General features: G+C 56.4%; 19 protein-coding genes and 2 pseudogenes. 12 read left to right on the plus strand and 9 right to left on the minus strand.

From position 1 onward, the window contains the following. Nucleotides 1–275: 275 nt before the first annotated feature. The 4 genes from BX591_RS18360 to BX591_RS18375 are packed head-to-tail and all read right to left on the minus strand — an operon-like array spanning nt 276 to nt 6,257. Nucleotides 276–881 (minus strand): hypothetical protein, encoded by a 606-nt coding sequence (locus BX591_RS18360; RefSeq protein ID WP_111932800.1) that lies wholly within the window; start codon nt 879–881, stop codon nt 276–278. Between the two features lie 12 nt (nt 882–893). After that, nucleotides 894–2,684 carry a LysM peptidoglycan-binding domain-containing protein gene (locus tag BX591_RS18365; protein ID WP_111932801.1) on the minus strand — a complete coding sequence of 597 codons (1,791 nt, stop codon included), beginning with the start codon at nt 2,682–2,684 and terminating at the stop codon, nt 894–896. A 9-nt stretch (nt 2,685–2,693) separates the two neighbouring features. Next, complete coding sequence (locus BX591_RS18370) at nt 2,694–3,230, minus strand: hypothetical protein (RefSeq protein WP_111932802.1); 537 nt, start codon at nt 3,228–3,230, stop codon at nt 2,694–2,696. A gap of 3 nt (nt 3,231–3,233) precedes the next feature. Next, nucleotides 3,234–6,257, minus strand: a complete 3,024-nt coding sequence (locus tag BX591_RS18375; protein WP_111932803.1) for a type VI secretion system Vgr family protein — start codon at nt 6,255–6,257, stop codon at nt 3,234–3,236. Nucleotides 6,258–7,270: 1,013 nt separating this feature from the next. Between BX591_RS18375 and BX591_RS18385 the strand changes: the two are divergent. The 7 genes and pseudogenes from BX591_RS18385 to BX591_RS18415 all read left to right on the plus strand — a co-directional run bounded on the left by BX591_RS18385 (nt 7,271) and on the right by BX591_RS18415 (nt 17,905). Beyond that, nucleotides 7,271–9,584: pseudogene (locus BX591_RS18385) on the plus strand (type VI secretion system Vgr family protein). A gap of 1 nt (nt 9,585) precedes the next feature. Beyond that, nucleotides 9,586–11,133: a hypothetical protein gene (locus tag BX591_RS18390; RefSeq protein WP_111932805.1), complete on the plus strand. Its 1,548-nt coding sequence runs from the start codon at nt 9,586–9,588 to the stop codon at nt 11,131–11,133. A 17-nt stretch (nt 11,134–11,150) separates the two neighbouring features. Next, a complete protein-coding gene (locus BX591_RS18395) occupies nt 11,151–12,248 on the plus strand; it encodes an Imm72 family immunity protein (RefSeq protein WP_111932806.1) in 1,098 nt (365 codons plus the stop codon). 251 nt (nt 12,249–12,499) lie between these two features. Then, the gene (locus BX591_RS18400) at nt 12,500–12,787 is read left to right on the plus strand and encodes a PAAR domain-containing protein (protein ID WP_111932807.1); all 288 of its coding nucleotides are present in this window, start codon (nt 12,500–12,502) and stop codon (nt 12,785–12,787) included. A gap of 245 nt (nt 12,788–13,032) precedes the next feature. Next, the gene (locus tag BX591_RS18405) at nt 13,033–15,714 is read left to right on the plus strand and encodes a type VI secretion system Vgr family protein (RefSeq protein ID WP_111932808.1); all 2,682 of its coding nucleotides are present in this window, start codon (nt 13,033–13,035) and stop codon (nt 15,712–15,714) included. Between the two features lie 2 nt (nt 15,715–15,716). Further along, on the plus strand, nt 15,717–17,150 hold the full coding sequence (locus tag BX591_RS18410; protein WP_111932809.1) for a hypothetical protein: 1,434 nt from the start codon (nt 15,717–15,719) through the stop codon (nt 17,148–17,150). A 2-nt stretch (nt 17,151–17,152) separates the two neighbouring features. Further along, the gene (locus tag BX591_RS18415) at nt 17,153–17,905 is read left to right on the plus strand and encodes a hypothetical protein (RefSeq protein WP_111932810.1); all 753 of its coding nucleotides are present in this window, start codon (nt 17,153–17,155) and stop codon (nt 17,903–17,905) included. A 293-nt stretch (nt 17,906–18,198) separates the two neighbouring features. Here BX591_RS18415 and BX591_RS18420 read toward each other — a convergent pair. After that, a pseudogene (locus tag BX591_RS18420) lies at nt 18,199–18,384 on the minus strand (transposase); the annotation flags it as partial. A gap of 38 nt (nt 18,385–18,422) precedes the next feature. Here BX591_RS18420 and BX591_RS18425 point away from each other — a divergent pair. Genes BX591_RS18425 through BX591_RS18440 form a run of 4 tightly spaced genes read left to right on the plus strand, consistent with a single transcriptional unit; the run spans nt 18,423 to nt 20,045 of the window. Continuing rightward, a complete protein-coding gene (locus BX591_RS18425; RefSeq protein ID WP_244147053.1) occupies nt 18,423–18,653 on the plus strand; it encodes a hypothetical protein in 231 nt (76 codons plus the stop codon). Then, the gene (locus BX591_RS18430) at nt 18,641–19,435 is read left to right on the plus strand and encodes a hypothetical protein (RefSeq protein ID WP_244147054.1); all 795 of its coding nucleotides are present in this window, start codon (nt 18,641–18,643) and stop codon (nt 19,433–19,435) included. The genes BX591_RS18425 and BX591_RS18430 overlap by 13 nt, the downstream gene beginning before the upstream one ends. 58 nt (nt 19,436–19,493) lie before the next feature. Then, nucleotides 19,494–19,688: a hypothetical protein gene (locus BX591_RS18435; RefSeq protein WP_111932811.1), complete on the plus strand. Its 195-nt coding sequence runs from the start codon at nt 19,494–19,496 to the stop codon at nt 19,686–19,688. Nucleotides 19,689–19,709: 21 nt separating this feature from the next. Beyond that, a complete protein-coding gene (locus BX591_RS18440; protein ID WP_111932812.1) occupies nt 19,710–20,045 on the plus strand; it encodes a hypothetical protein in 336 nt (111 codons plus the stop codon). A gap of 168 nt (nt 20,046–20,213) precedes the next feature. On the opposite strand, the gene BX591_RS18445 is transcribed toward BX591_RS18440, so the two are convergent. Both BX591_RS18445 and BX591_RS18450 read right to left on the minus strand, forming a co-directional pair. Further along, nucleotides 20,214–20,768, minus strand: a complete 555-nt coding sequence (locus BX591_RS18445; protein WP_111932813.1) for a lysozyme inhibitor LprI family protein — start codon at nt 20,766–20,768, stop codon at nt 20,214–20,216. A gap of 153 nt (nt 20,769–20,921) precedes the next feature. Then, on the minus strand, nt 20,922–21,482 hold the full coding sequence (locus BX591_RS18450) for a YdcF family protein (protein WP_111932814.1): 561 nt from the start codon (nt 21,480–21,482) through the stop codon (nt 20,922–20,924). Between the two features lie 246 nt (nt 21,483–21,728). Between BX591_RS18450 and BX591_RS18455 the strand changes: the two genes are divergently transcribed. After that, a complete protein-coding gene (locus tag BX591_RS18455; protein ID WP_111932815.1) occupies nt 21,729–22,508 on the plus strand; it encodes a hypothetical protein in 780 nt (259 codons plus the stop codon). Nucleotides 22,509–22,542: 34 nt separating this feature from the next. Here BX591_RS18455 and BX591_RS18460 read toward each other — a convergent pair whose 3' ends face one another. Both BX591_RS18460 and BX591_RS18465 read right to left on the minus strand, forming a co-directional pair. Next, complete coding sequence (locus BX591_RS18460; protein WP_111932816.1) at nt 22,543–23,904, minus strand: reverse transcriptase family protein; 1,362 nt, start codon at nt 23,902–23,904, stop codon at nt 22,543–22,545. A 597-nt stretch (nt 23,905–24,501) separates the two neighbouring features. After that, nucleotides 24,502–25,368 carry an AraC family transcriptional regulator gene (locus tag BX591_RS18465; RefSeq protein WP_111932925.1) on the minus strand — a complete coding sequence of 289 codons (867 nt, stop codon included), beginning with the start codon at nt 25,366–25,368 and terminating at the stop codon, nt 24,502–24,504. Nucleotides 25,369–25,495: the final 127 nt, after the last annotated feature.

The raw sequence follows: 25,495 nt of genomic DNA on the forward strand, positions 1-25,495 counted from the left end.
CCCCGCCCGTTGCCGAGCAGGTCAGTGTTCTACGTGGGTCAATATTCGATGCAAATTACTACGCAGGGTGGGTCAGGATTCCGTGCAAATCAACAGTCTCCGATTCTAGCGACCGCCTTGCCCATAAAAAAGCAGGTCGTCGAACCATTCAGTACCGTGCCGTTCGAACTGGTACGATCACCAACCCGTATCACTCCCGGCATAATTTCCCCTTCAGTTGTGCGGGACTTGACGTCTTCGAATGCCAACGTTGCACGTCAATCCCGCTTCATCAATCAATCGGGAAACGTCCCTTCCGTCAACTTAACCTGCTCGCCATTGACAGAAAACTTGTACTGAATAATGTTGCTGTTCTGAGACGATTGCGTGGAAAAGGAGATCGCTCCGTCACTAGTCGTGAATTTCTTGTTGACTTCTTCGCCGGTGATCTTTACAGAAATGATAGCGGCGGAATACGGGGACAAGGCTGGGGGCATAGTTAAGTCTTTCACCAACTCTCGCATGCCCGCATTCTGAACCGACTGATCTACGAGGCTCGCCTCGTAGATATATTTCCATCCAGTGATCTTCTTGAGATGATCTGCGATGTCCTCATCCCACTGATATTTTTTCAACAGCTCTGGCAGAGTGATAGACGAATTCTTGCTGACTTTCACGCAGCAAAGAACACTGCTCTTTGTACCGGCATCCACTAGTCCGCTGAACACCGTATCGTCAGCAATCTTGTGATCGACGAAAACAATATTGCGGCGCACTGCGTTGGGTCCACCATGACCATCGGCAACGGGAAGCTGCTCCCATACGCCAACAATCGGAGCTTGTTGGGCGTGTGCAAAATTGCAGATCAAAGCGACAAAAACCGACACTACGATTATTTTCATAACTTTCCTTGATTAATGACCCGTGTCGGACCAGTGCATGTTTTCATGTGGATAATAATTCACCCCATAACCATGGCCAACGTGCTTCAAATCAGCGAATGAACTGAGCGCGACTTCGTTACCTGTCACATCCTTGACCCGCTTGCCCACGTAGCCGGTAATATTCAAGTCGACCGCCGCGCCATAATTGTGACGAGACCGACCAGGCCTCCCGACGGCTTGCATCGCAGAATTAATATTGATGCCATAACCGTGGCACATCTCCTTCGCGGCTTTGACCGACGCTTCCAGATCCATGCTGCCGTTGGCGCTGCGATGCACCCAATCTATGTTAACACCCGGGTATGGCTCCACATGGTCCGGGCTCTCGTGCCCCTTAGCAATTTCAAAGGCATGGAACATCAGGTATGAGCGCTGGATGGGGCGAAGTGCGGCATTGATCCTTACCAAAATGTGTGCATCCCGCATTGCTGTGATAAACGCACTGGCCTTGGCTTTGAAAGAGTCGTTCAGTGAATCGAGCGATGCGCTTCCTGGAAACCTACTGCACCAGACAGCACCGCTAGGCTCTAGCGTTGGGGAGCTGACGACAGTCTGGGGATGGCCGTTGGGAGCGTGCTGATGCACGACGCCGGCAGTTGAGGCAGCGGCACTGGCCGGTGGACTCGAAGTTGCACTCCCCGCTGCACTCGGCGTGGCGCCGGTGCTAGTCGCGCCCGGCGCCTGTGACGTTGTTGCAGGCGTACTATGAGCTGCTGCGCTTGTCACGGTAGCGCCGTTAGCATGCGTGGAGGATGCAGAAGCGGGTGCAGCGGGTGCTACAGGGGTGTGCGGTGTAGTACTGGCCATCGGTGCTGGCGTTTGATTTGCCGATTGCGATGGAGCACCGTCCAAGGGAATCTTGAGATGCTGCTGCGCGTAAATGTGATTCGCATCCTTCAATCCATTTGCGCCGACCATTGCATCAGTCGTCGTCCCGTACTTCGCCGCAATTGACGATAACGTTTCACCTGGCTGAACAATGTGCACGCGCGGGCGCCCGGATTCATCTTTTGCATGTAGCCGCGGGCGCGTGGGAATCAGATGGTACGGCGCATTGAACGTAAAGGCGTTTGACGCCGATGACGTGGAAATCTTCCCTACGTTCTCGTGATCGTCCTGCGCGCGCTTGTAGACGATATTGACATCCTGGCCGAGCAAGCCGCTATAGATCCAGGGAAGCTCGCCGTTCTCATTGGTTTTTGCATCAAAACTGGCGCTTGCCCCTTTGATTTGCATGGGCTGCCCCGCAAAAGGCTGATTCAGCTTGTCTAGCATCTGAACCTGGACGGGTTTGCCCAGAGGCTTGATTACCCCTGGAACCCACCCTTCCTTTTGTTCCATTGCTGCTGCCACCGCTTTGAACTTATCATCTGGTAAAGAGCCGATGACGTCGGTGGAAGAAACGCCAGCCTTCTTTGTCACGAACCCAATATAGTCTTCTGTATCGTTCTCGGACGGCGGGGCGTAGACGGTGATCATGCTGCGGATCGTGCTGTCCCCGTAGACGCTTTTAAGTAGTTTCTGGTGCGCCTCCTGACCCGCTGCTCGGTCGGGGAAAATGATGAAGAACGACTTTGCTTTGCTCGTGCGCTGAGCATAGCCAATAGCCGACTTCATGACATAGGCGTGCGGCTTTGTCAGGTTGCCTGGATTGCTGGTGCGCCACGCAAACGATCCGCCTATATAGAGCGTTTCATTCCCGTCTGCATCGAAATAATGAACGGTCTTTTTTTCGCGATCGTAGGTTGCTCGGACGAACATATGTAGCCTCTACTTCGAGAAGAATTCTTTGGTCAGTGCGTCGCTAGCATTCATGTAGACGGCTTTGCTGCTTGAGGTTCGTTCAAGCTTGAATCGAGCCACATCGAGACTGCCGTTAAACCGGTAAACCCTGAAGGTAATCGACGCTGGCTTTAAATAGAGATCGGGAGCGCTACCGCCAGCTTTGGTCGCTACAACGGCGTAAAGTGTACCGGCCGTGCGATACATGGCAACTGCCTGCACGGTCGAGTCCGCAGCCTCTACTGTCCGGAATTCGGAAATGCTGCCATCAGGTTGATCAACCGGTATCTGAAGCCAGGTGCCGCCGGACTTTTCGGGAAGGACGTAGCTGGTGAACGTCTCATAGCTGTGAGCCGTCAGCGTGCCAACGTAGCCTTTGATGACTCTTACCGTTGACTCAGTCAGCGCTACATCGTTCGCACCGTCCGACAATTTCAATTCCGCATTCGCTGGGACAGGTTTGGTGTCGGCGCCATAAGCTCCGGAAAAACAGAGCGCCAGACACAAGAGTGCAACGATCTTCATGCGTCAGTCCTCACCATCCAAAATGGCCTGCTTTATTGCCGGTTCATTGAACACGAGATGTTCGATCAGCGAGCGCTGGAATTCGCTTGTCTCCGCATTCACCTGCGGTGCCGAGTTCGTGCCGATCGATGATTGAAGCGATTTTCCGTCCTCGGTCGACTCGATATCGTCGGTCTCATCGCGTCGTTGATTCACAAGTTGAGCGAAGTCTGGAGAAGCCTCGGCTGCATGGTCGGCGCCGCAACCGCATTTATCGTCGTCGCTGTGTTCGGTCTTGCGCCAATCGCCCTTTTCTCCGAGCAGCACGCTTAGGGCTTCGGTATTGGTGTGGAAAACGCGTTGCGTCGCGCCTGAGTCATCGACTATTCCCTTTGCAATGACCGCACCGCTATCGCTAACAAACTGATAAGGAATCGCGTCCGTCATTCCGATTCGCTCCTGGAGTTGCTTGTCCAGAAAGACTTTCGTGCTGAAGTTAGCGGGGATCTGACCGGGCCACAGTTGCTCCGAATCTGAAAGCTGCGCGGGTCCTTCCCAATGGAAATTGCCCGACTTGAGCGTGATGCCGCCGGGACAACCGAACTCGATATTGCCGTTCGCAATCTTTACGTAAGCTCCGCCACTCATCAGAGTGATGCCTTGCTTCGCAGCGATAGTAATCTGACTTTCGATACTACTTAGCTTGACATCCTGGGCCGCCGACAGTGCCATTTGGGCGTTGGTACTGCGTATTGTCAGATTCTTAAGCGCGCTCAGGGACATTTCGTCGTTCTGCGCCTGGATGTCTACCTTACCGCTCGACGCAAACATCTTGATTCCAGCCTTTTGTACAAACAGACTGATCTTCTCTACAACGCTCAGTACAAGTGATTTTCCGGTGGCAAGATAAGTATCCTGCCCACTGATGACGTTGATGTGCTGATCCGCGCCAATATGAGTTGACTGGGGAGTTGACAGTGCGATGCCCGATGGACTTGCCATCAACATGATCGGTGTCGAAAATCCGTTCGCGCTACCCGTACCGCCACCTGCGGTTCGCCCCCCCGTCGAGTCACTTCCAGTCACGCTGCGCTGCGTAGCATTGGTAAAATTTTTCAGGGCTTCCTGGCCCGTCCGCATGCTTTCCGCCTGACCTGCGACGCTCGCCTCGGAAACAGCTTCGATGACACTTTCCGCATTGATTAATTGTTCGCTCGCCGGTTGAGCACTCAAAGGTTGACCAACCGACGTCGGATGCGTCGAAATATACATACCTTGTCCGGCCCGAATAGCACCATACGCATCGGATTTCAGGTCGAAACCACTGCCGAGGAACCCGCTACGTGCATTGGCGGAGTGTTGGATCAGATAGCCTAAGTGCAGGTGCGAGTTGTAGCTGCTCGAGTATAGATGGACGCGGTTTTGGCCCGTCGCGTCGTCCATTACCAGTTGATTAAAGCCATTGCCGCCATACTCTTTTGACCGATATCCCGATAGCAGTCCGTTCGAATGCCACTGCGGTTTCGTCGCGCCGTTATACATGCGCGAGATCACAACGGGCCGGTCACAGTCGCCACTGACGTGGTCGATTAGCACCTCCTCCCCGACCCGCGGCATATGGACCCCGCCATAGCCATTTCCTGCATCCGACTGCGCTACCCGCACCCAGCATGACGCTCGCTCGTCACCGCCGTTCAGACGGTCCCAGATGAACTGCACCTTGATCCGGTTCAGGTCGTCGGTGTAGACCTCTTCACCTTGCGGGCCCACCACGATCGCCGACTCCAGATGCGTCTGCGGTTTTCTGTGCTCAAGCGGACTACGATACGGCACACTCGTACGCTGCGTTTCGATCTCCGTCAGAAAAAACCCCTCGGAGCCATCGGCGTGGGACACCTTGAACGCGTTACCGCCATGCCTTGCACGTACCTCCTCTAGCTCACGCTGCAGGCTATGCGGAAACGCGGCTCCCTGATCGCGGACCGGCAGGTTGTTTGCGATCACCCACGCCGCTTCAATTACGGCGAACTCCTTCTGGTTGGCCTGATCCTGGTCGTGGTCCGGATGACCACTCAGGATGAAACGCCTCCCCGCATCAATCCCACGCACGCCTCCCAAGCCATGAAAACGCTTGGCCCGAGACTCCCATTCTTCCATTCGGATTCTGGACAACTGGTCGCCCCGATCCTGCTTCGGGTAGGTATACGCCCCTGTGTATTCGTACACCTCGGTCTGATCCGGCAGCGCGCCCTGATTCGGCATTGTCGGCACATTCGTGCCCTTCGGGTTGAACCGGGTCGCCGGGTTTTTGTAGTCAAACGTTCGAGTTGTGAGTGCCGTGCTCTGCAGCGTACGCGTGCCAGACCATTGCGTGAGCGCATCCGCCTCGCTGCGCGTGCCCGCGCGATAGAACGCCACTGTTTTCGACGACATGGCATCGAACGTCTGCAGCCGATCGGTAATCACCAGCGTATGGGATTTACCATCCTGCGCCTGCTGCCAGAACCCGTACAGACCTTCGGACTCCAGCAGCCGATGCACGAAATTCCAGTCATCCTCGTCCTGCCGGCAATACGAACGGGACGGCAACGGTTTCGAAAGCGCGAACTGGAATAACCCTTGGGCCTGCGGATGCTTATTGAACACGTCAGCCACAATATCGTCGACGCTTTTATCCTGCCAGATACACTGATCGCGGCGAAACTTCAGGAAATGCATCCACGACGCGAAGCCAAGCTGGTAACTCGTCAGCCCGCTGTTAGAACCGAGCCGGCGCGCCGTATGCACGTAGCCATTGTGCGGGAGATACGATTTGTCCGCTTGCTGGATCCACAGCGTCACAGGCTGGGCGATAAGCTTCTTGAGCTCAATGCTTCCTGAGGTGGACACCACGTCTACGGTGAACTCGAAGTGGCACCCGATACGTGAGCGGCCCACCACAAATTGTGGCACTAACGTGTTCGCACCAAGCGGCGTGTCCAGTTTTAACAGGCGGTCACTTTGCGATAATGTGCCTGTGATTGTGCTGATATAGTCTTGCGCTCCCATACCGCCTCTTTTTATCCAATACGCGCCCCCGCGCTGCCGCGCGATAATACAAAACTTCAGACGAACACGCTAGCGCGTAATTATAAGAAATTGCAAAGCGGCATTTTTTTCATGAAGCGTGTATGCATTTTCTCCTCCGAAGCGTTGGACTATAGAGCGGCAGGACGCCGTCGATGCAAGTGGCGATGGCGTTTTACAGCTTCCCGACGAGCTATGGAACGAACTGGTCGCCCAAGGGTGGGAAGTTGGCGACGTGCTCGAAATTGACCTGATTACCGGACCCGGCACTGTGACGATTCGAAATCCCTATGCCCAATGTCGTCAAATTTCCGCGCCGGCCAAGTCATAGTTCCACGCCCCACAATCCAGTCGCCGACGCCGCGTTCGACTCTCCCAATATCGGCAGATTTTCTGTCTCACGATGCGACCGCCCGATTCTTGCGGGTTGAAACTGGGATTGCACCAAAAAGCTACTACTTTTGCGCGACAGTAGGCGAGTCGCATGAACTCCGTCGCACCCGACTAAACCTCTGTGGCGCGGTTTCATGTAAGTCTTTGATTTTCAGTGCGCGCCGTCGCATTAACTATGGCGCCCTACGGTAGATAGACGCATAACCTGAAAAAGACAGGCCCATAAGTTGAGAAACTTATGGGCCTGTCTTTTTCTTGAATGCTTTGATTTGCGGATGGCTCGTCAACGTTCGCGCACCCGCTACCCAACCTGCCGGAGGCGAGACATAGGGAAAGGACAGGCGCGATAGACAACCAGGCTAGGCGGGGCGAATTAGTGTTCACGCAGAAAGCCTGCGCCGCGCGTTCGGTAAATGGTCCACAGACCGTCGTTCTCGGTTCCTGATGCGGGATATTTTTTCCGCTACCCAAACGGCATCGAATAAATGCGCAATTAATTCCGAATTAACAATTGCGGCAACCATCTTGATTGCGCTAACCCGCTAATATTTTGTAATATCGCGCGGTAGCGCGGGGGCGCAATTACGTAAAACAGAGGCGGTATGGGGGCACAAGACATAATCGCGGCGATAAAAGGCGGATTGTTGCAAAGCGACCGTCTTCTGAAACTGGATACGCCATTGGGCGCGAATGTCCTGTTGCCGCAAAGACTGGTGGGCCATTCGCGTCTGGGCCGCGATTACGAATTCACACTGGACGCGGTTTCCACCAACGACAATATCGAACTCAAGAAGCTGATTGCCCAGCCCGTCACACTTTGGGTTCAGCAAACCGACCAGTCGTACGCCCCGCATCACGGTTATGTCCATACGGCGCGCCGTCTGGGCTCGGACAGTGCGCTCACCAGATATCAGATCGGTTTTGTGTCATGGATGCATTTTCTGCGCTTCAGAAAAGATGCACGGATCTGGCAGGATAAACCGGCCGATGAAATCATCACCGATGTATTCAATATGCATCCGCAGGCGCAGGGCGCATTCCGCTTTGCTTTACGCAATACCCTGCCGCAGCGCTCGTTCTGCGTGCAATACGAGGACGACTGGAATTTCTGTCACCGGCTGATGGAAACCGAAGGGCTGTTCGGCTATTTCGAGCAGGCTACGGACGGCAAATCGCACACGCTGGTCATAACGGACGACATCGGCAGCCTCCCGGCGCTGTCGCCGCAAACTGTGGATTTTTACCGCTCGGGCACCAACAGCGAAACGGACGCCTTCGTGCAATGGAGCGGCACGCGCACGCTACAGAGCACGACGCTCACAACCCGTACGTTCGACTACAAGGCGCCGTCGGCACCGGCCAATCCGAAGGGCACGACGATCCCGACGCTCGCCACACAGGGCGACGGCAACCGTATCCGGCCCAAAGAACGCGGAAGTCTTCACGGACGAATTGAACCGGATCAAGGTGCTCATGCACTGGGATCGTCTCAACGATGGCGATGAAAACGCGTCGTGCTGGATGCGGGTCGTACAGTCCGACACCGGCGGTAGTTATGGCGCGGTGCATGTGCCGCGCATCGGCGAAGAAGTGATCGTGTCGTTCCTCGATGGCGATTGCGACAAGCCGATCGTCACCGGTCGCGCCTATAACGGTGCAAAGAAGCCGGACTGGCATTCGAACGGCATTCTGTCGGGCTACAAGTCGAAGGAGTATCAAGGCAGCGGCTACAACCAGATGGTGATGGACGACGCCACCGGTCAGAACCGCGTGCAGCTTTACAGCACCAGCACGAATGCGCAGTTGCACCTCGGTTATTTGATCGCGCAGACGGGCAACGCGCGCGGCGAGTACCTGGGGAGCGGTTTCGATCTGAAGTCAGACGCGTATGGCGCGATCCGGGCCGCACAAGGCATGGTCGTGTCGACGCATCCGACAACGGGCGCATCGAGTCAGCCGCTGGACGTGCGCGACGCAAACAGCCAACTGGTCAATTCGGAAAGCGTGATCGAGTCGTTGAGTCAGGCGAGCGAAACGCACCAGGCGGAAAGCCTCAAAGATGGCTACGACTCGCTGAAGTCGTTCACCGACGCCACGCAAAACAGTGTCTCGGGCGCGGCAAGCAGCGGAGGCAACACAGCAGGCGGTGGCGCTGGCAGCGCGAACGCGTTCAAGGAGCCGATCATGCTGTTCGCGACGCCAGCGGGCATCGCCATGTCGACGCAAAAGTCGACCCACATCGCAGCAAACGAGCATATCAATCTGGTCAGCGGCCAAAGCACATACATTGCGACCGGCAAGTCGCTGGTCGCGAGTGTGTCGGAGAAGATCAGCCTGTTTGCGCAGAACGTTGGGATGAAGCTCTTTGCCGCAAAGGGCAAGGTTGAGATTCAGGCGCATTCCGACGGCGTCGAATTCACGGCGCAGAAGACTGTGAAAATGCTTTCCGCCACGGAAAAAATCGAAGCCGCAGCCGGCCAGGAAATTCTCTTAACGTCGGGTGGTGCGTATATCCGCCTCAAGGACGGCAATATCGAAATTCACGCACCCGGAAAGGTCGACGTCAAGGGTAGTCAGCACGCGTTTAACGGTCCCACCCAGACTGACTACCCTCTGCCTTCACTTCCAACGTCCAAGTATGACGCCGCCATGCAGTATCTGTATCACGACGATGAGCCGGTTCAGGGTGCCAAGTACACCGCAACGCTATCAGACAACAGTACGCGCGAGGGCGTATTGGACGCGCAGGGCAAAATGCATCTTGAAAACGTGCCGGTCGGCCCCGTTCAGGTTCAGCTTGGCCCCGATGTGCGCCAATTCGCGCGCAAGGACCTGACGAAGAATCCTGACTTCAAGGGCGAACAGCTTTCTGAAAGCGATATCGATTCGCTTCTGGCCAAGCACGGGGGAGCGTAAGGTGAGCTGGAGCCTGGAAGATTTCAAAAAGACGTCTCTGGATGTGGGGCAGTGGTGCTGGGGAACACTGCAAGGCGCTTTCAATGAAAAGCAGACCATAAGTCAGGTCATCACGGATGCTGCCATCGGAATGATTCCGCTTGTGGGCGATGTGACGGCCGCCCGCGACCTTCTCTCCGTCTCCATTCACCTGAGCACGGACCCAAGAAAGCGGGAGGCGATCATGGAGTGGGTGCTGCTCGTCATTCTGGTGTTTGCCTTGATACCGGTGGTTGGTGGCGTAATCAAGGGCGTGGGCCGGTTGGCATTGCGCGCTGAAGGTATCGTCGCCAAAGACCATGCGCTCCTCGCGGAAGTCATTCAATTCCTGAACCGCATGGGCCACGGTGACGCGCCGAAGTGGCTGCAAGCACTGAACATCGCGCAGTACGAATCTCAGGTCCTCACCAAGCTGAAGGACTTCTGCGCGACCGTCCAACTTGCCATTCGCAAGTCTCTTGAGGCACGTGTCGGAAAACTGTTGCCCGAAGTCTGGCGCAGCAAGATTGAACAGGTCAGCGCGGGTTTCGCCGCATTGCAGGAGATGGCGGACCGCATGGTTCCCAAGGCGTTGCGGGAGTTCGAGGCGAAGCTCAAAACGCTGCAGAACATGCTGTATCGCGGCGAAATTCACGAGATCGCTACGGGCGGCATGCCGAAAGTACGTCGCGAAGCGGAGGCGTATCTCGAAGAACGACGACTAGCGCGGGAAATCCGGCGTGGCAGGTTCCCTTCCTCGGAATGCTTGGCGGACGAAGGCAAAATCGAGGCTAGGTTGACCACTAAGTACCAGTCCAAAATTGACCAAGGCTGGCCCGATATCCTGAAAGACCGCGGAAAGATTGCCAGCTATGGGAAAGATCAGGTTTTCACGAAGGTAGCCACTTTTTCCGGCGAGATCTCGGCTATTGGGTCGCAGGAACTGGCCGGCAAGAAGCTGTACCGCGCATTCGGCAATCCGTCCAAGCATGCCCCATACCCCGGTGGGAGCAAGGCCGGGGGGCGGCAGCCCGCGTTCTGGGGGTTGGGAGAGGCGCCCAAAAGTGCTGAGGAGTGGCGCACTCGCTCGGCCGTGCTTGACGAGTGGAACGGGAATGGCTTTCTTGCGATTGTGCATCTACCTGCGGACTTACCGTCCCATATGGATTTGAAGGCCTGGTCTGGACAGATTGCCGAGCAATATGGCGACGCAGTCCCCACTCAATATCTTGAAGGTGGCGGCCAGCAACTCATCGTCGATCTCGGTGAGCTTGCTGACGAGATTACGGCGGCGGGCGAGTTGCTTAAGCAAGGCAAATTGCCACCCGCCATTTCGAAAAATGGAGTGATCGTCGAGCTTCGAGCGACGAACTGGACAAACATCGAAGACGTTTACGGCTACAGCAAGTTCGACGAGAACGTACGTGGCGCTGCGCGAACCCGCCGTCTTGGAACCGAGGAAATCCAGACCAAGGTGAGTAATAGCGGTGCCACCGCGGCGGCACGTGCTGCCAACTCAGACAACCGGTAATAAACCACGGAGCCACAATGAAGTTGTTCAACATGCGCGATGAAACGACGCGCCGTCAGGTTTTCTGGCTCCTGAAGAGATTGACAAGCTATAGCCTCTGGGCAAAGAAGCGGGACGACTGGGAAGTCTTCGCACGTGCCTATGAGAATGCGGTCAAGACCTGGCCATCGAGCCAGCCCGAACAGATGCTGGCGGATAACTTGCCGCGCATCTACGGCATCCTTAGCGCATACAACAAAGGTTTGGACGAACTGCGGCGAGGCTATCGATTCATCTGGCGTCGAGACGAGGCGTTCGATCAGGCACTAACGGACTATCATGTCGTCGCCAAGTACCTCTACCCGGATGGCGACTATTGGGAGCGCGGCATTCAGGAGGCACCTTACCCGCCCAAGGTCGAAGCGCTGAACGTGCTCATGCGCGCCAGCGAGTATGTGGGCGAACACGCTGCCTGCGAGGTACCCGCAAGTGAGCGCGCGACCGCACACTTCACGGCTGCCGGCGCGCTGCTGAATCCCAAGGCATACGTCTTTCGCTTCTATCAACTTAGCTATCCCGTTTTCCCCGAGGTATTGCCGGCTGTGCCGCCGCCTACCGGTATCGTTATCCGCTCGGGCGACACCGTGCCCGTCGATGGCATATGGGAACCGGTCACGATCACCCGTGGGAAAGTGCTTGGCCTTATCCCGATGGGCGCCACCAGCAGCGAGAACGCGGGCTGCTTTAACTACCTTGTTCAAGGCACGCGCGCGCCCCGCATGACGGGCGCTTTCAACGAGAGTAGTGGCCACGCCGAAGACGTCGATGTGAGCTGGTGCCTGCTTTGGAAGGATGATCGCTACACAGACGGTACGATCCCTGAAGAGTCCGAATACTTCCTGGCGACGCCGGAGGCCGTGTCCTACATCGAACCGGACCCAGTCATCCCGAGGGTGAGAACGGGCGAGGTATGCCCGGCCACTGGGCATTGGCAAGCGACGGACCACCCGGAACATCAGGTACATGTTCTCAAGGGCGTGGTTATGCCAGATCTGGTGATAAAGGACTGGTCAGATGCCGGCAAGGTGCACTACGTGGAGTGGACTCTTCTTCGCCAGGACAAAGAGGGGCGCTGAAAACAGAGGGTGTCGTGACCCGTCGACCCGTCTTCGAAGACGACGAATCCCACCGCATCGGAATCGTCTTCGAAGGTGTTTGCGGTATGTTTGTCTTCAAATGGGGAACGCTCACGGTACGGGCCGATCTGCGCTCAATGGTTGTTACGACCAGCGTTGCGCACGCGGCTTGGAAAAAGAATAGACGGATAACGTAACGGTTCGCAAACCAAGATTGAATGCGCGAGAAACCTTAAGCTACAAAAAACACCATGAAACGATTTCTAATTTTGAACGGCGACAAAACGACAGCCAACGGCATCGTTCAGGCAGTCCCCACCTCTATTCAATTGAGCGATAAAGACGTCGCCCACGAAGGAGACCCAGTCGCATGCCCCGCTTGCAATACAACAGGGAAAGTCCAATGTGACGGGCCGCGCCAGATCATGACCGCGCCGGACGGCAGGCACGCCGCATTAAGCGATGATTTATGTATTTGCGGCTGTCATCCGCCACCCCGGTTAGTGGCTTCACAACAGATGATGTCGACGGAAGCATAACGGGACGGGCTCTTTCCGGTTCGCTTGGCGGCAGCGTGTGCAGCTTGCCTGAAATATGCCTGCCCATTGCTCGTGACCGCATTCAGAGGGCGAGCTATTTTTACCTCTATCCAGATCGCATGAGATGAGAGGAAATTAATTCCGATTTGACATTTGTACTTCAATGTGTGATTGCGTTAAACGCCCAATTCTTTGTAATATCGCGCGATGGCGCGGGAGCGCAAATTGTATAAATTAGAGGCGGTATGGGGGCACAAGACATAATCGCGGCGATAAAAGGCGGATTGTTGCAAAGCGACCGTCTGCTGAAACTGGATACGCCATTGGGCGCGAATGTCCTGTTGCCGCAAAGACTGGTGGGCCATTCGCGTCTGGGCCGCGATTACGAATTCACGCTGGACGCGGTTTCCACCAACGACAATATCGAACTCAAGAAGCTGATTGCCCAGCCCGTCACGCTGTGGGTTCAGCAAACCGACCAGTCTTACGCCCCGCATCACGGTTATGTCCATACGGCGCGTCGTCTGGGCTCGGACAGTGCGCTCACCAGCTATCAGATCGGTTTTGTGTCATGGATGCATTTTCTGCGCTTCAGAAAAGATGCACGGATCTGGCAGGATAAACCGGCCGATGAAATCATCACCGATGTGTTCAATATGCATCCGCAGGCGCAGGGCGCATTCCGCTTTGCTTTACGCAATACCCTGCCGCAGCGCTCGTTCTGCGTTCAATACGAGGACGACTGGAATTTCTGTCACCGGCTGATGGAAACCGAAGGGCTGTTCGGCTATTTCGAACAGGCCACGGACGGCAAATCGCACACGCTGGTCATAACGGACGACATCGGCAGCCTCCCGGCGCTGTCGCCGCAAACTGTGGATTTTTACCGCTCGGGCACCAACAGCGAAACAGACGCCTTCGTGCAATGGAGCGGCACGCGCACGCTACAGAGCACGACGCTCACAACCCGTACGTTCGACTACAAGGCGCCGTCGGCACCGGCCAATCCGAAGGGCACGACGATCCCGACACTCGCCACACAGGGCGACCTGCCGCAGCAGGCCGAGGTGTACGAATACACGGGCGCGTACACGTACGGAACGCAGGACCGCGGCGACCACCTGTCGAAGGTGAGGATGGAGGAATGGGAATCGCGCGCGAAGCGCTTCCACGGCGTAGGCGCGGTCCGTCGCATCGACGCGGGCCGCTGGTTCGAACTGCAGGATCACCCCGACCACAGCACGGGCAGCGAACAGGATCGCCAGTTCGCGGTGATCGCGGTCGACTGGGTTATCGAGAACAACCTGCCCGTCTCCAGCGGGACGACGGACTTCCCGCACAGCCTGAAGCAAGCGATCGCCGCGGCCCGCGCGCAGCATGCAAACAATCCAATGCTAGTCGTCAAAGCGACTGACGGCAGCGAAGGTTTCTTCATGGCCGCCGTCGAAGCACAACGCAAAAGCATTCCGTTTCGCAGTCCTTTCGAGCATCACAAGCCCGAAATGTCGATGCAAACCGCGACCGTCGTCGGTCCGGCCAATGAAGAGGTGTACACGGATCCACTGAACCGCATCAAAGTCCTATTGCATTGGGATCGCCTGAATGCCGGCGACGAAAAAGCCTCATGCTGGATGCGGGTCGCGCAGTCGAATGCCGGTGGTGCTTACGGCGGTGTCCACGTACCGCGCATCGGCGAAGAAGTGATCGTGTCGTTCCTCGATGGCGATTGCGACAAGCCGATCGTCACCGGCCGTGTCTACAACGGCGCAAAGAAGCCGGACTGGCATTCGAACGGCATTCTGTCGGGCTACAAGTCGAAGGAGTATCAAGGCAGCGGTTACAACCAGATGGTGATGGACGACGCCACCGGTCAGAACCGCGTGCAGCTTTACAGCTCCAGCACGAATGCGCAGTTGCATCTCGGTTATCTGATCGCGCAAACAGGCAACGCGCGCGGCGAGTACCTCGGCAGCGGCTTTGATCTGAAGTCCGATGCGTATGGTGCGCTCAGAGCTGGGCAAGGCTTGTATGTGTCGACGCATCCAACGACTGGGACCTCGAGCCAGCCTCTCGACGTACGCGAAGCGAATAGCCAACTCGTCAATTCCGAAAGCGTGATCGAAGCGCTCTCGCAGGCGAGTGAAACCCATCAGGCCGAAAGCCTGAAAGACGGTCACGATTCGCTCAAAACCTTTACCGATGCGACGCAGAACAGCGTAGCGGGCGCAACAGGTAGTGGTGGCAATACCGCCGGTGGTGGCACTGGCAATGCCAACGGCTTCAAGGAGCCGATCATGCTGTTTGCGACGCCATCGGGCATCGGGATGTCGACACAACGGTCAGCACACGTTGCCGCGACCGAGCATGTCAACCTCGTCAGCGGCCAGAGCACGCACATTGCGACAGGCAAATCGCTGCTCGTGAGCGTCGCCGAAAAGATAAGCCTGTTCGCACAGAACGCGGGTATGAAGCTTTTCGCGGCAAAAGGAAAAGTCGAAATCCAGGCGCAAGGCGATAACCTTGAAATCACCGCCCAGAAGACGCTGAAGTTGCTCTCCGCAACCGAGAAAATCGACGCGGCTGCCAAGCAGGAAATTCTTCTCACGGCTGGTGGCGCTTACGTACGCATTTCCGGCGGCAACATCGAGATTCATGCACCGGGAAAAATCGACATCAAGGGAGCCCAGCACGCTTTCAGTGGCCCGACGAGTCTTGATCGAACCTACAACTCGGAAGGGAAGAAAGCAGATATGCGAATCCGTTACATGGACGCTGAAGGGAATGTGCCAGAGGGAGAGCCGATCAAGCTCGCGTCCGAAGACGGGGCAGTGCACAACGTCGTCCTGGACGGAGAAGGAAAAGGCGAGTTGAAGGGCATCGATTTTGGCAAGTTCGTGGCAGACCAAGTCAAGCGAAGCGGAGAATAACAATGGGCAATCGTCCACTGATCCAACATACCGTCTGCATCGATTTGCCGGGTGAACCGGTCGAATGCTGGGCTGAGACTGACCTCACCGTTCTGCTTCGCAAGCACCGCGACGTGATCTTCGATATTCAGGTGAAGAAGGGCGCAACCTATACCGTAGAAGCAACCGAGGACTGGATTTACGACGTGGCCAAGAAAAAGCGCGTCAAGCAGGGACAGTTCCAGGACGGTCAGCGCTATCACATCTGGGTTAGCAGGGATTTCAAGGGTTACCTACTGCTCAAATTAAACGGCGTAATCCTGCAGCGTTATTCGATGGCTGGTCTGAACCTTGTCGAGGGCAATTCGGATCCGAAGGCAAAGCCTGCGCCGATTATTCTGACGCTGGCGTCCCATCCTAGCGCTGCCGTGGGACACAGCACCTCAACTCAGTTTGCGACATCGCAGACGGCCGGGAGCATGTTCGGCCAGAGCGCCCCGCTTATCTGCAGTAGCACGAACCCGAATGGCGTTGACGGGACATGGTGGAATCCACTGTTACCCTTGAAACTGACTCCTCCCAGTTCTCCAACTCAGCCGAGCGCGAACCCACCTGCCGCCGCGCGAGGTCACGCGGAAGAGGAGACAGTGGTTCATGTATTCGAGGTGGAACTGTCAACGGCGCCCGCTGAGGTCTGGAATGCATTGGGTAGCGGGGGCGAAGATACTGCAATCGATACAAACAAGGTGGCCACGCGCAACTGGTTGATCGGCCAGTTAGCCGGTGGTACAGCGTTCGCGAAGGATAACTTTGGCGAATTACGGGATCTCTGGAACCGAAGTTTCAGGCTGATCAAAATGACCCATCCGAAAGCAGGCGTGAAGACCTACGTCGCATTCAAAGGCAACAGTGCTTTAAGGAAAGTGATTACGGGGACGCGATACGGTGCAAAAAGCTCCAAGATTCTTGCGATCACGGCAGGCACCGGTACGCTCGAGTCAGCGACTGCCGCTTCTTGGGAGGCAACGAAAGGAGCCTTCAAAAAGGCTGGGGGCTTGGCGTTAGTTTTCACCATCGTGCTAGATACGGCAGAGTGGTATCACGACTACGAGCAGAGGGGCCCGGATGGACGTCCAACAAAGGACTTCTTCGATCTCTTTACCAAAATCGGCGTCGATCTCGTCGCGGCGGGACTAACGGCTGCGGTAGCCACCGCCGTAGTTGGACTTGCCACCACGGCTTTACTTGTCACGGGTGCGATCGCGACGGCACCAGTGTGGGCCATTGCCGCCGCTACCGTCGGATTGACGATTGTCATCGGGTATTTCGTCAACATGGCTGATAACGAATTTCACATAACGAAGCGGCTGGCGGGAGCGCTGAGAAGCGCGGCGAATTACCTTGAAGAGCACTACCCGAAAGACTACGATGGCTATCCTATGATGTTTGTGCCCTAAATATGTCATCTCCGAAAACGCGCAGTGAAGTCTGGAAGCTAATCTTCCGGTCTGTTCCAATCTCGATCGTATTGAACGTCTTCTGTGCAGCAATCGGCTTTTTTTTCTACGACCTCGTTTTCAAAACATCACCCATGCCTGGCCAACTCGCGGTCGTGATGCTGGTTGCTTGCATCGTATTTCCGGTTGTGTTCGGCCTTGCTGATAAGGGAGCATCTCGCCTGCGTTCGGCGGGTCTGGCCGGTATCTTCGCTACCGGGTCGGTCTATTTCACGTTCGGGGTGACCTTCTACTACTTCTATTTCCTGTTTGCGCCGATGCCCATGATTTTTCATGTGATAGGTGTTGGGGGCGGTGTGGCGTTGACTGCGTACTGGATGACGTTGACCGGACGAGATGTGCGCCAGGCACTCGCAACGTCGAAGTTTGTCGGACAGTCGTTTGAAGACGTGGGCGACGCACTGCACTACAAACTCGCAAATATGGCGAAGCTTGAGGCGCTAATCAAGGCAAGAAGTCCTTCGGGCAAATTGCATATGTGGCTTGTCATGCTTGTCGCGCCATTTTCGCTGGTGTTGGGCCGCATTCTCTCTCCATACTTCGGATCACACGGCGCTCTGTTCCTGGGAGCCGTCATCATGTTTCCTGTCTCACTTTGGGTCGCCGGACTGCTGGTAAGGCAATACCTGATTATGATTCATCTACCATTGACGCTTGAGCGTTCGCAGGGCAAACCCGTCGTTTTGATTGGATAGATTTCGAGCGCGGCAAGCACAGTACATGCGGCGGCCAAAATGCCTGGAACAGCGGATACTCAAAGACCGCGATGCCTATCTGGTGAAGTACACGCCCTGCAAGCGCATCTTCGAAAGTGAGCGTCGATGCCGAAATCAAAACCGACGACGAAGTTGTCGGTGGAATCGAAAGACTCAGTCTGGGAAATGACGAAGAAAGCCACACGGGTGAATTTCTCGTTGCCTTTACTGGGCACCGGCGTTTCATACGCCGCGTACGCCGACGATCTTGCAGTATCCGGATGGCATCGCCACTTTTTTTCAAACGCCTCGCGCACCGTCTCGGCCTTAAGTTGCTTTTTGGCGTACATCTTCTTGAGCCTGACGTTTTCCGTCTCAAGCTCCTCCCTCCGGCTCATCAGCGCCGCGTCCATGCCGCCATATTTCGAGCGCCATTTGTAGAAGCCCGCGCTGGTCATCCCGTGCTCGCGGCACAACTCCGAACGGGTGTTTCGGCTGGGGCGACAACCTGCGCATCATGTTGGCCAACGTATTGCGCGTGGAGTTAACGCTCGATGGCAATTTTGGATCGAAACTATGGATTTTCACGCAGGCCTTGGAGGGTACGCCCGACCGGCGCGATGACTATCCCGCCATCCGCGATATCAAGCTGCCGCCGGGCTCACCGACGCACCACCTGCATCGCAACCCCAACGAGGGGCGCGCCCCCGATAGCGAAGACCTGGATCCCAGTCTATGGAAGAAGTAGTACCGGTGAATACCCCAAAGCGCCGCATCAGGAGGCGCTACTTTATTTTGCTCGCCCTTTTGCTCATTGCCGCAATAGGGTTCGGACTGGATAGGAGTCGACGCATGCCAATGATTTATGTGATTCCCGAAAGCTACGTTGGCCCAGTCGTCGCGCTGTTCGATCAACCGGATGGCATCGAACCGGCTCATACGAAAGACGGGCTCGAAGTGCGCGTTCCCGAGAACGGTATCGTCAAGATCAGGAGCAATCCGACGTTGGGGTATTCGTCGACCTTCCCCAAGAGTACGGTGGTGTTCGAACTGGAGAAGCGCCACGGAAGCCGGGAGATTCTTTCCGAAGCAATCAACCCGTGGCAGGACTACGACCAGAACGACAATCCACACTGGAAAGTCGGCATCCGTGACGTACATGGGAATCTACGCGTCATCCCCGTCGCGGATAAGGAAGAAGCTTTTGTATTCGATGACTTCCCCGAGGCCGACAAAAAGCGACCCATGATCTTTTGGCACGAGTCCTGTCAGGACCGCGTGTTTCGTCCGGACTGGAAAGCCTTTACATCAGGTCAGAAAACTGCCGAGGAACTGCATGTTCCACCATGTGGCGAATTTGTGGTCGGGACTGTCGATCAGGTACGGCAGTGGCCCGAATGGATGTTCTTGAGAGGCAAGGGCAAGCAGGAAAAGCTAGGCGTCAGCAACCCGGTCTATACCTCCATCCAGCAGTTGGTCGACGAGGCGAATGCTCGCGTTGTGAGAAAGAAGACCGAGAACATCAATTGATCGATCGAGCCTTGCTCGGTTCAGGTGCAAGACGTTTTGAGAGACGCAAGAGGACGGAATGGATATCGCTGCAGCATTGAAGGGCTATTCGCAAGCCACTCGCCAGATCCAGCTGGATACGACGATGGCGGGAACGTTCGTTGTCGAGCGTTTCCACGGCCGTGAAGTGGTGGACGAGTCTTTCCGGTTTGAAATCGACGTGTTGTCGGCATCGGGCGCATCGTCACTCAATAGACCGGGAATACAAGCATGACCTCGATAACGCGACAGTAGCATGTCAAAAAATATGAGCGATGACACGTCGATAAAAGCCTATTGGGGCCAATTGGTCCAGAAGCGCTACTGGCGCGAGGTGGTCATCGGGATGCCACCGAAAGATCCATGGCCGCCCACAGGTGACATGCTGATCCACCAGTTTGACAGAATGACTCCCGTGCAGATTGCCAAGGAGCCGGCATCCCTCGGCATGGTGGTCGCATGCAACGCGACGTATATGGAAGTCGCCGACGGCCGCTACATGCGTCGCGGTTTCGGCGGAATGATGTACACGCTAATGGAGATACCGGCTTACTTTGCCCTGGTTTCCCTGAATTGGAACGTTGGCGATTGATCTGGCCGGGGTTTTCAGGCGCATCGTTCAATAGCGCGAAACGGGGTGAGTACCTCGATGAAAGATAAGATCGCCGGCCAGCTTGATCACGCTGACCGGCCGTTCACCATGACGCGAAGCCTACAAAGGGCGTGTCGCTTAAGGAAATCGCCGCGCAACATCATTGCTTCAATCCGACGACCTCAAAATCGCCGACAACTTCCCGCAACTCGCCTTATCACCAGTCTCAAGCGAATCCGGACAAATAAGACTTTCGTAAAACGACACCTGCTCATCCCGCACAGCAGCCTTGCAGCCCTCGTACTGGAACTCCGCATCCGGTGCGGGATTCTTGCCCCAATCGTTAAACGCATCGCGCTGCAGAGCGCAGTCCGTGTCGACCTTATAAGTCCACACCAGCAGGTTTTTCTGCAACGTGTCGCGTTGCGCTTCCGGGACGTCTCGCCGCAAAGCCTGATAGAGCTTGTCGGCCTGAGCCGCCTTAACGGCGGTTTGCTGTTGCGCGCAAGCGAGTTGCTGATCCCGATTGAGATTGGAAGCGTCGCAATCAGTTTTGGCCTGAGCGCCGAGCGCGAAAAACGCGAAGCCACTCAAGATCGCGAGTTTCGCGAGACGCAGTGTAGGTTTTGTCATGCAAGCGTACCCCTCGAAGTGATTGAACCGACTGCACGTTTTCTGTTCTAGCGGGCCAACGATCGTCCAAAGACAAAATGCGAAACGCATATAAACCGATATCCGCCTCGCAATAGCTTCTTCGATTCGATTGCAGGAATCAACTTATGTTTTATCGTCACTCAGATTGTTTTGGATTAGCACGTAGGTTGGCCCTAACTTCTAGCGCCATAGCGTCTATGAGACAAGCACCGAACAACCCACTCAAAAATCGCGCCTCACGCAATACCACAACGCCCCCGGCACTTCTCTCAATGAAGAATAAACATCCCGCACCTCAAAGAACACGGGATAAGCCCCACTAACCCGACCCACCCCAAACCGTTTCAACGCAATCATGGCGCGCGGCACATGAAAGTATTGCGAAACGACAATCGCACTATGCAGACCATGTGCCTTCATATATGCACTCGCGTTTCTCGCGGTTTCCCAGGTGTCGCGTCCCATGTTGTCCATCACAATGCGGTTCTCGGGAACACCTTGGTTGACGAGATCGCGCTTCATGGCGAGCGCTTCATCCGTGCCGTGTTTGTCGATGCCGCCACTCACCATGATTGCGCGACACAGCCCTTTCTCGTAGCACAGACGCGCCTCGTCGAGCCGCGCCGCGAGGCGCGACGACGGGCTGCCGTCCACGTGGACCTTGTTACCGTAGACGATCGCGAGATCGGCTTGCTGAGGCCTCGACAGCAAACCGGCGGAAATGATGATCAGCGTGGCGAGCAGCCAGAGTCCGGCGATCCATTTCAATATCTTGGTCAACATGAGGGCAGTTATAAAAAATCAGGAAGCACACACCCGCATGGCGGGACCGCGAACCAGCGTCCGTCAATTGCGCATTCGTTTATCGAGCCAACGCAATGGCGAAGCCGAACGATAGCAGCAAGCCCGCAGATCGCAAGCGCTACATGTTCCATTTGTTATATTCCTTCGGCCGCTATTCAAAGCCAGCATTCGACCTCACCGTTTCTCAAACGACACCGCCGCGGCTAATTAATGATCCACTGACCGATGCCAAGAACTCGATCAATACCCCAGCCACAGCACAAGCCTCAAGACGCGATCTGGACGATAGCCAAAAAAGTCGCGCTCGCAAGCCTGCTGCTGCCGCTACTCGGCACCGGCGTTTCCTACGCCGCCTACGCCGACGATTTATCCGTCTCGGCATGGCCATGGAAAATCGGTCTATTCATCACGGCGACCTGCTTCCTCACGCCCTTCGCGATTGCCGCCCGATACCGCCGTACGAACTTGCTGTGGATCTGCGGCCTGATACATTCGATCAGTATGTTTTCCGTTTACTTTTTCTTCGGCATATTCGCGTACTTTTTCTATTTCATCTTCGCGCCGCTGCCACCTCTATTCAAATGGCCGGGACTACTAGGCGGCTTGGCATTGACGCTGTATTGGCTAATCATCACGGCGCGCGGCGTCTCGCATACGATCGAGGCGACGACTTTCGTGAACCACGCGTTCGTCGACGAAGGATCTCACTTTGCCTACGAATTTCAGGCAGGCTTGACGCAGTTCGAAAAGCGCCACAAGGAACGCTTGCCGTTTCCGAAGATCTACTACGGGTTCGTCTTTGGCATCGCGCCGTTCTATCTGGTGTTGAACCGGTTGCTGAGTGCGAGTCTCGGCGCGAATGGCGTACTCCTCGTGCTGGCGATTCTGGGCATGCCGATGTCGCTCTGGGTTGCCGGCGTGATCGTTCGGGTCTACCTCGTCATGATCCGGCTGCCGCGCCAACTTGAAAAGAAAAGCGGGAAACACGTGTTAGTGGTGGAATAACGCACCGCAAGCAGCTTCAGGCACTCGATCCGTGTCAGACCGTCGTACCGCTGCCTTCACCCCCCTCCCAACCAATCCGCTCGAATATCGCCTCCAACTTCGCCCCTCTCCGCGCGTTCAGCATCGCCAGATGCGCGACACGTCCCGCGAGATGCGCCCGGAAATCCGGATGCGCCTCACGGTTCTGCGACTCCGGCCCATGCCTCACGCAATTGGTGAGAATCGCCTTCAGCGTATCGAACATTGGCCGCGCGAGATTCGGATGGCGATTCACCACCACGCCGGCCAGATGTTGCCGCGCCCCACGACGCATCACGCGCGTCTTCCTGAAGTTAAGCGCAAAGCCTTCCTCGATCGCAATCGCCCCAACGCGAATCGATAAGCGCTCGGCGATTCGCGCGAGATCTTCGTCACCGGAAAAGGCGAGATCGTCGGCATAGCGCGTATAAGTCGCGCCCACAGAGCGCGCGAGCCCCGCAAGCCGAAGGTCGAGCCGGTAAGCACACAGATTCGCCAACGCAGGCGAGGTCGGTGCGCCTTGCGGCAAATGCCGGTTCCGATAGCGCTGCCGTTCCAGCCAGTCGATCCGCTCCCGCACATCCGCTTCTAGCAGGCGACCACTCGGCACACGGTTGGTACACAGCGCTGTCAACGAGCGAGCAACTGCTAATGGATATCCAAAATCACGAAACGTTGAGTAAACGCGCCCCGCATTAACCGAGGCAAAAAAATCCGTCAGATCAAAGCGAACCACCACCGCTTTCGCCGCATGAGGCGTGGCGAAGCTCAGCGTATTTCTGCCGCGCCGAAAACCATGCGCCGCATCGTGCACGGGAATCCGATCGAGCAAGCCATGCAGCACTTTCCGCTGCACGGTCCGCAAACGCGATTTAGGAATTTCGATGATTCGGCAGCGACCGTCGCGCTTCTCGATCGCCTTGTACGAATAGTGGTGCAGCGGGGTTGCCGCTGCGTGAGCTGGCGCACGCCAGCGATCGGCGAACCAGTCAAGTTCCGTCGGCTCGACTTCGAGCCAGTCGGCCAGATCCGCCAGCGCGGGCAACTGCGGCAACGTGATGCCGTGCAACCAGGGCGGCACCTGGCGCTGAACCGGCGGCCGCGTTAGCAGACGCACCACTCGCGGACGGTTGTCGCTCTGCCACGCCGAGACAAACGCCGCATGGTCGGCAATGACCCTCGACAGTTCATGACGCCCGACGCTATCCCACCGCTTGCCAAACCGCCGCGAAACGCGGCGCGCCAATCCGCTCATCCAGTCGGCCGGCGCGCCCAACGCGAGCACCATCCGCTCGACGATCGACGCAGGCTGGGCCGGACCGGCGAGCATGGCGTCGGCAATCGCATTGGCAACGTACTGCAGGTAAGAGGAAGGCATAGAGAAGAGGGCGGGCCGGCCAGTCAACGCTTCTTGTGCTGCGTGAGCCGTGTTGCGCACAGCGCAAGTGACGCTCATGCGACGAAGTGCGGAGGTCATGCTAATCCACGGGGTAGCCCCGTAGTGCCCGGAACGTATGCTGCCCGAACTCAGGCGTGCTTGACCAGCCGTCCCGCGTGCCGACGATAAGCGAGCGAGCCGCGCCTTGTCAACGTCGAGGCCTCGTCCAGAAACCGTCGAACTTATCCACAGCCCCCTCTGGACAACATTTGTAAAAACCATCTGACACGTTGTGGGCGAAACCTTGATAAGGATGCCGCGACGGTTCGCCGCTCGAAAGTTTTCCCAGGCTCCGCCTGGCTGTCCGCACACGCCGCGCAGGGTTATGGATTCCGCAGCGTGTTGATCCGTAAACGAAGTTTCGAGTTATCCACAGCCGGATGCGAGGCTTGTTAACTATTACTACGTATACATATACAAAGACTATAAAAACCAGAGAGGCTGCCGCGAAGCGCGCTGCACAAGCGAGCACGAAGCAGGCAAAGCAACTGCGAACGGGAACGCGACCACAAGATGCGATCGCAAAGTCCCATCGCCTCAAACCAGCGGTAAACAGATCTCGGTGATCAGATCCGCCGGCGCCGTATCCTTCGGGCTGTTCAGATACTCCTCGAACACCGGCGCATCCGCCGCTTCGCGCCCTGACTGCACGAGCCACGTTCCGTACAGCCATTCATACGCAGCACGCATATCGCTATACGGTCCCTGGTGGCGCAGCACCGCATACTCCCCGCCCTTCACATGCGCGACCGAAGCCGGCGGACTCACCGTCACCGAAGACTGAACCGGATGCGGCAATAACACACCAGCCTTCGAGCGCAACGCGTTTTCGTCGACCACGCCGGGATCGTCGTAGTAAATCCCAATCATGCGCATCTCTCCGGCCAGCAGATTGTGTTTCGCCAGCCAGCCGAATAAAGCATCGAACGCTTTACCGATCTGCATATACGGTCCTACATGATCGATCGACAACACATCCATCTGTTCCACATGTCGAATCGTGACTTCGCGCAGGGTCATTTGATTGTCTCCAGAAAGGGCCGGACGAAACCGGCTATGCGTGCCTTGCTTGCGATACTGCGCCGGCGGCACGCCGAAGGCCGCGCGAAACGTGCGCGAGAAAGATTGCAAACTGCTATAGCCCGCGCGCTCGGCAATCTCGGCGATCGGCATCGAACCGTTCGCGAGCAATCCCCCCGCACGATGCAGGCGCAAACGTCGCACCGTCGTCGCGACCGTTTCGCCGTACATGGCCTGATAAATCCGGTGCCAGTGATACGGCGACAAACACGCGATTTCCGCGAGTCGATCGATATCGAGCGGTTCGTCGAGGTGATCGTAAATATGATCGAGCACGCGGCCGAGCCGGGTTTCGTAGCGCGCTCGATGGGCTGATTCGTTCATAACGATGCCGATGCCAAAAAATGAAATGGGCTGGTTCAATGCAAACGAAAGTACCACGAGCCCATTTACCAAATCCTGCTGACTTCAACCTAAGCCGGCAAAAAAGCGCCACGCGCCAGCAGACGAC

The sequence above is a fragment of the Paraburkholderia bryophila genome (genome assembly GCF_003269035.1).
Classification (GTDB): Bacteria; Pseudomonadota; Gammaproteobacteria; order Burkholderiales; family Burkholderiaceae; genus Paraburkholderia; species Paraburkholderia bryophila.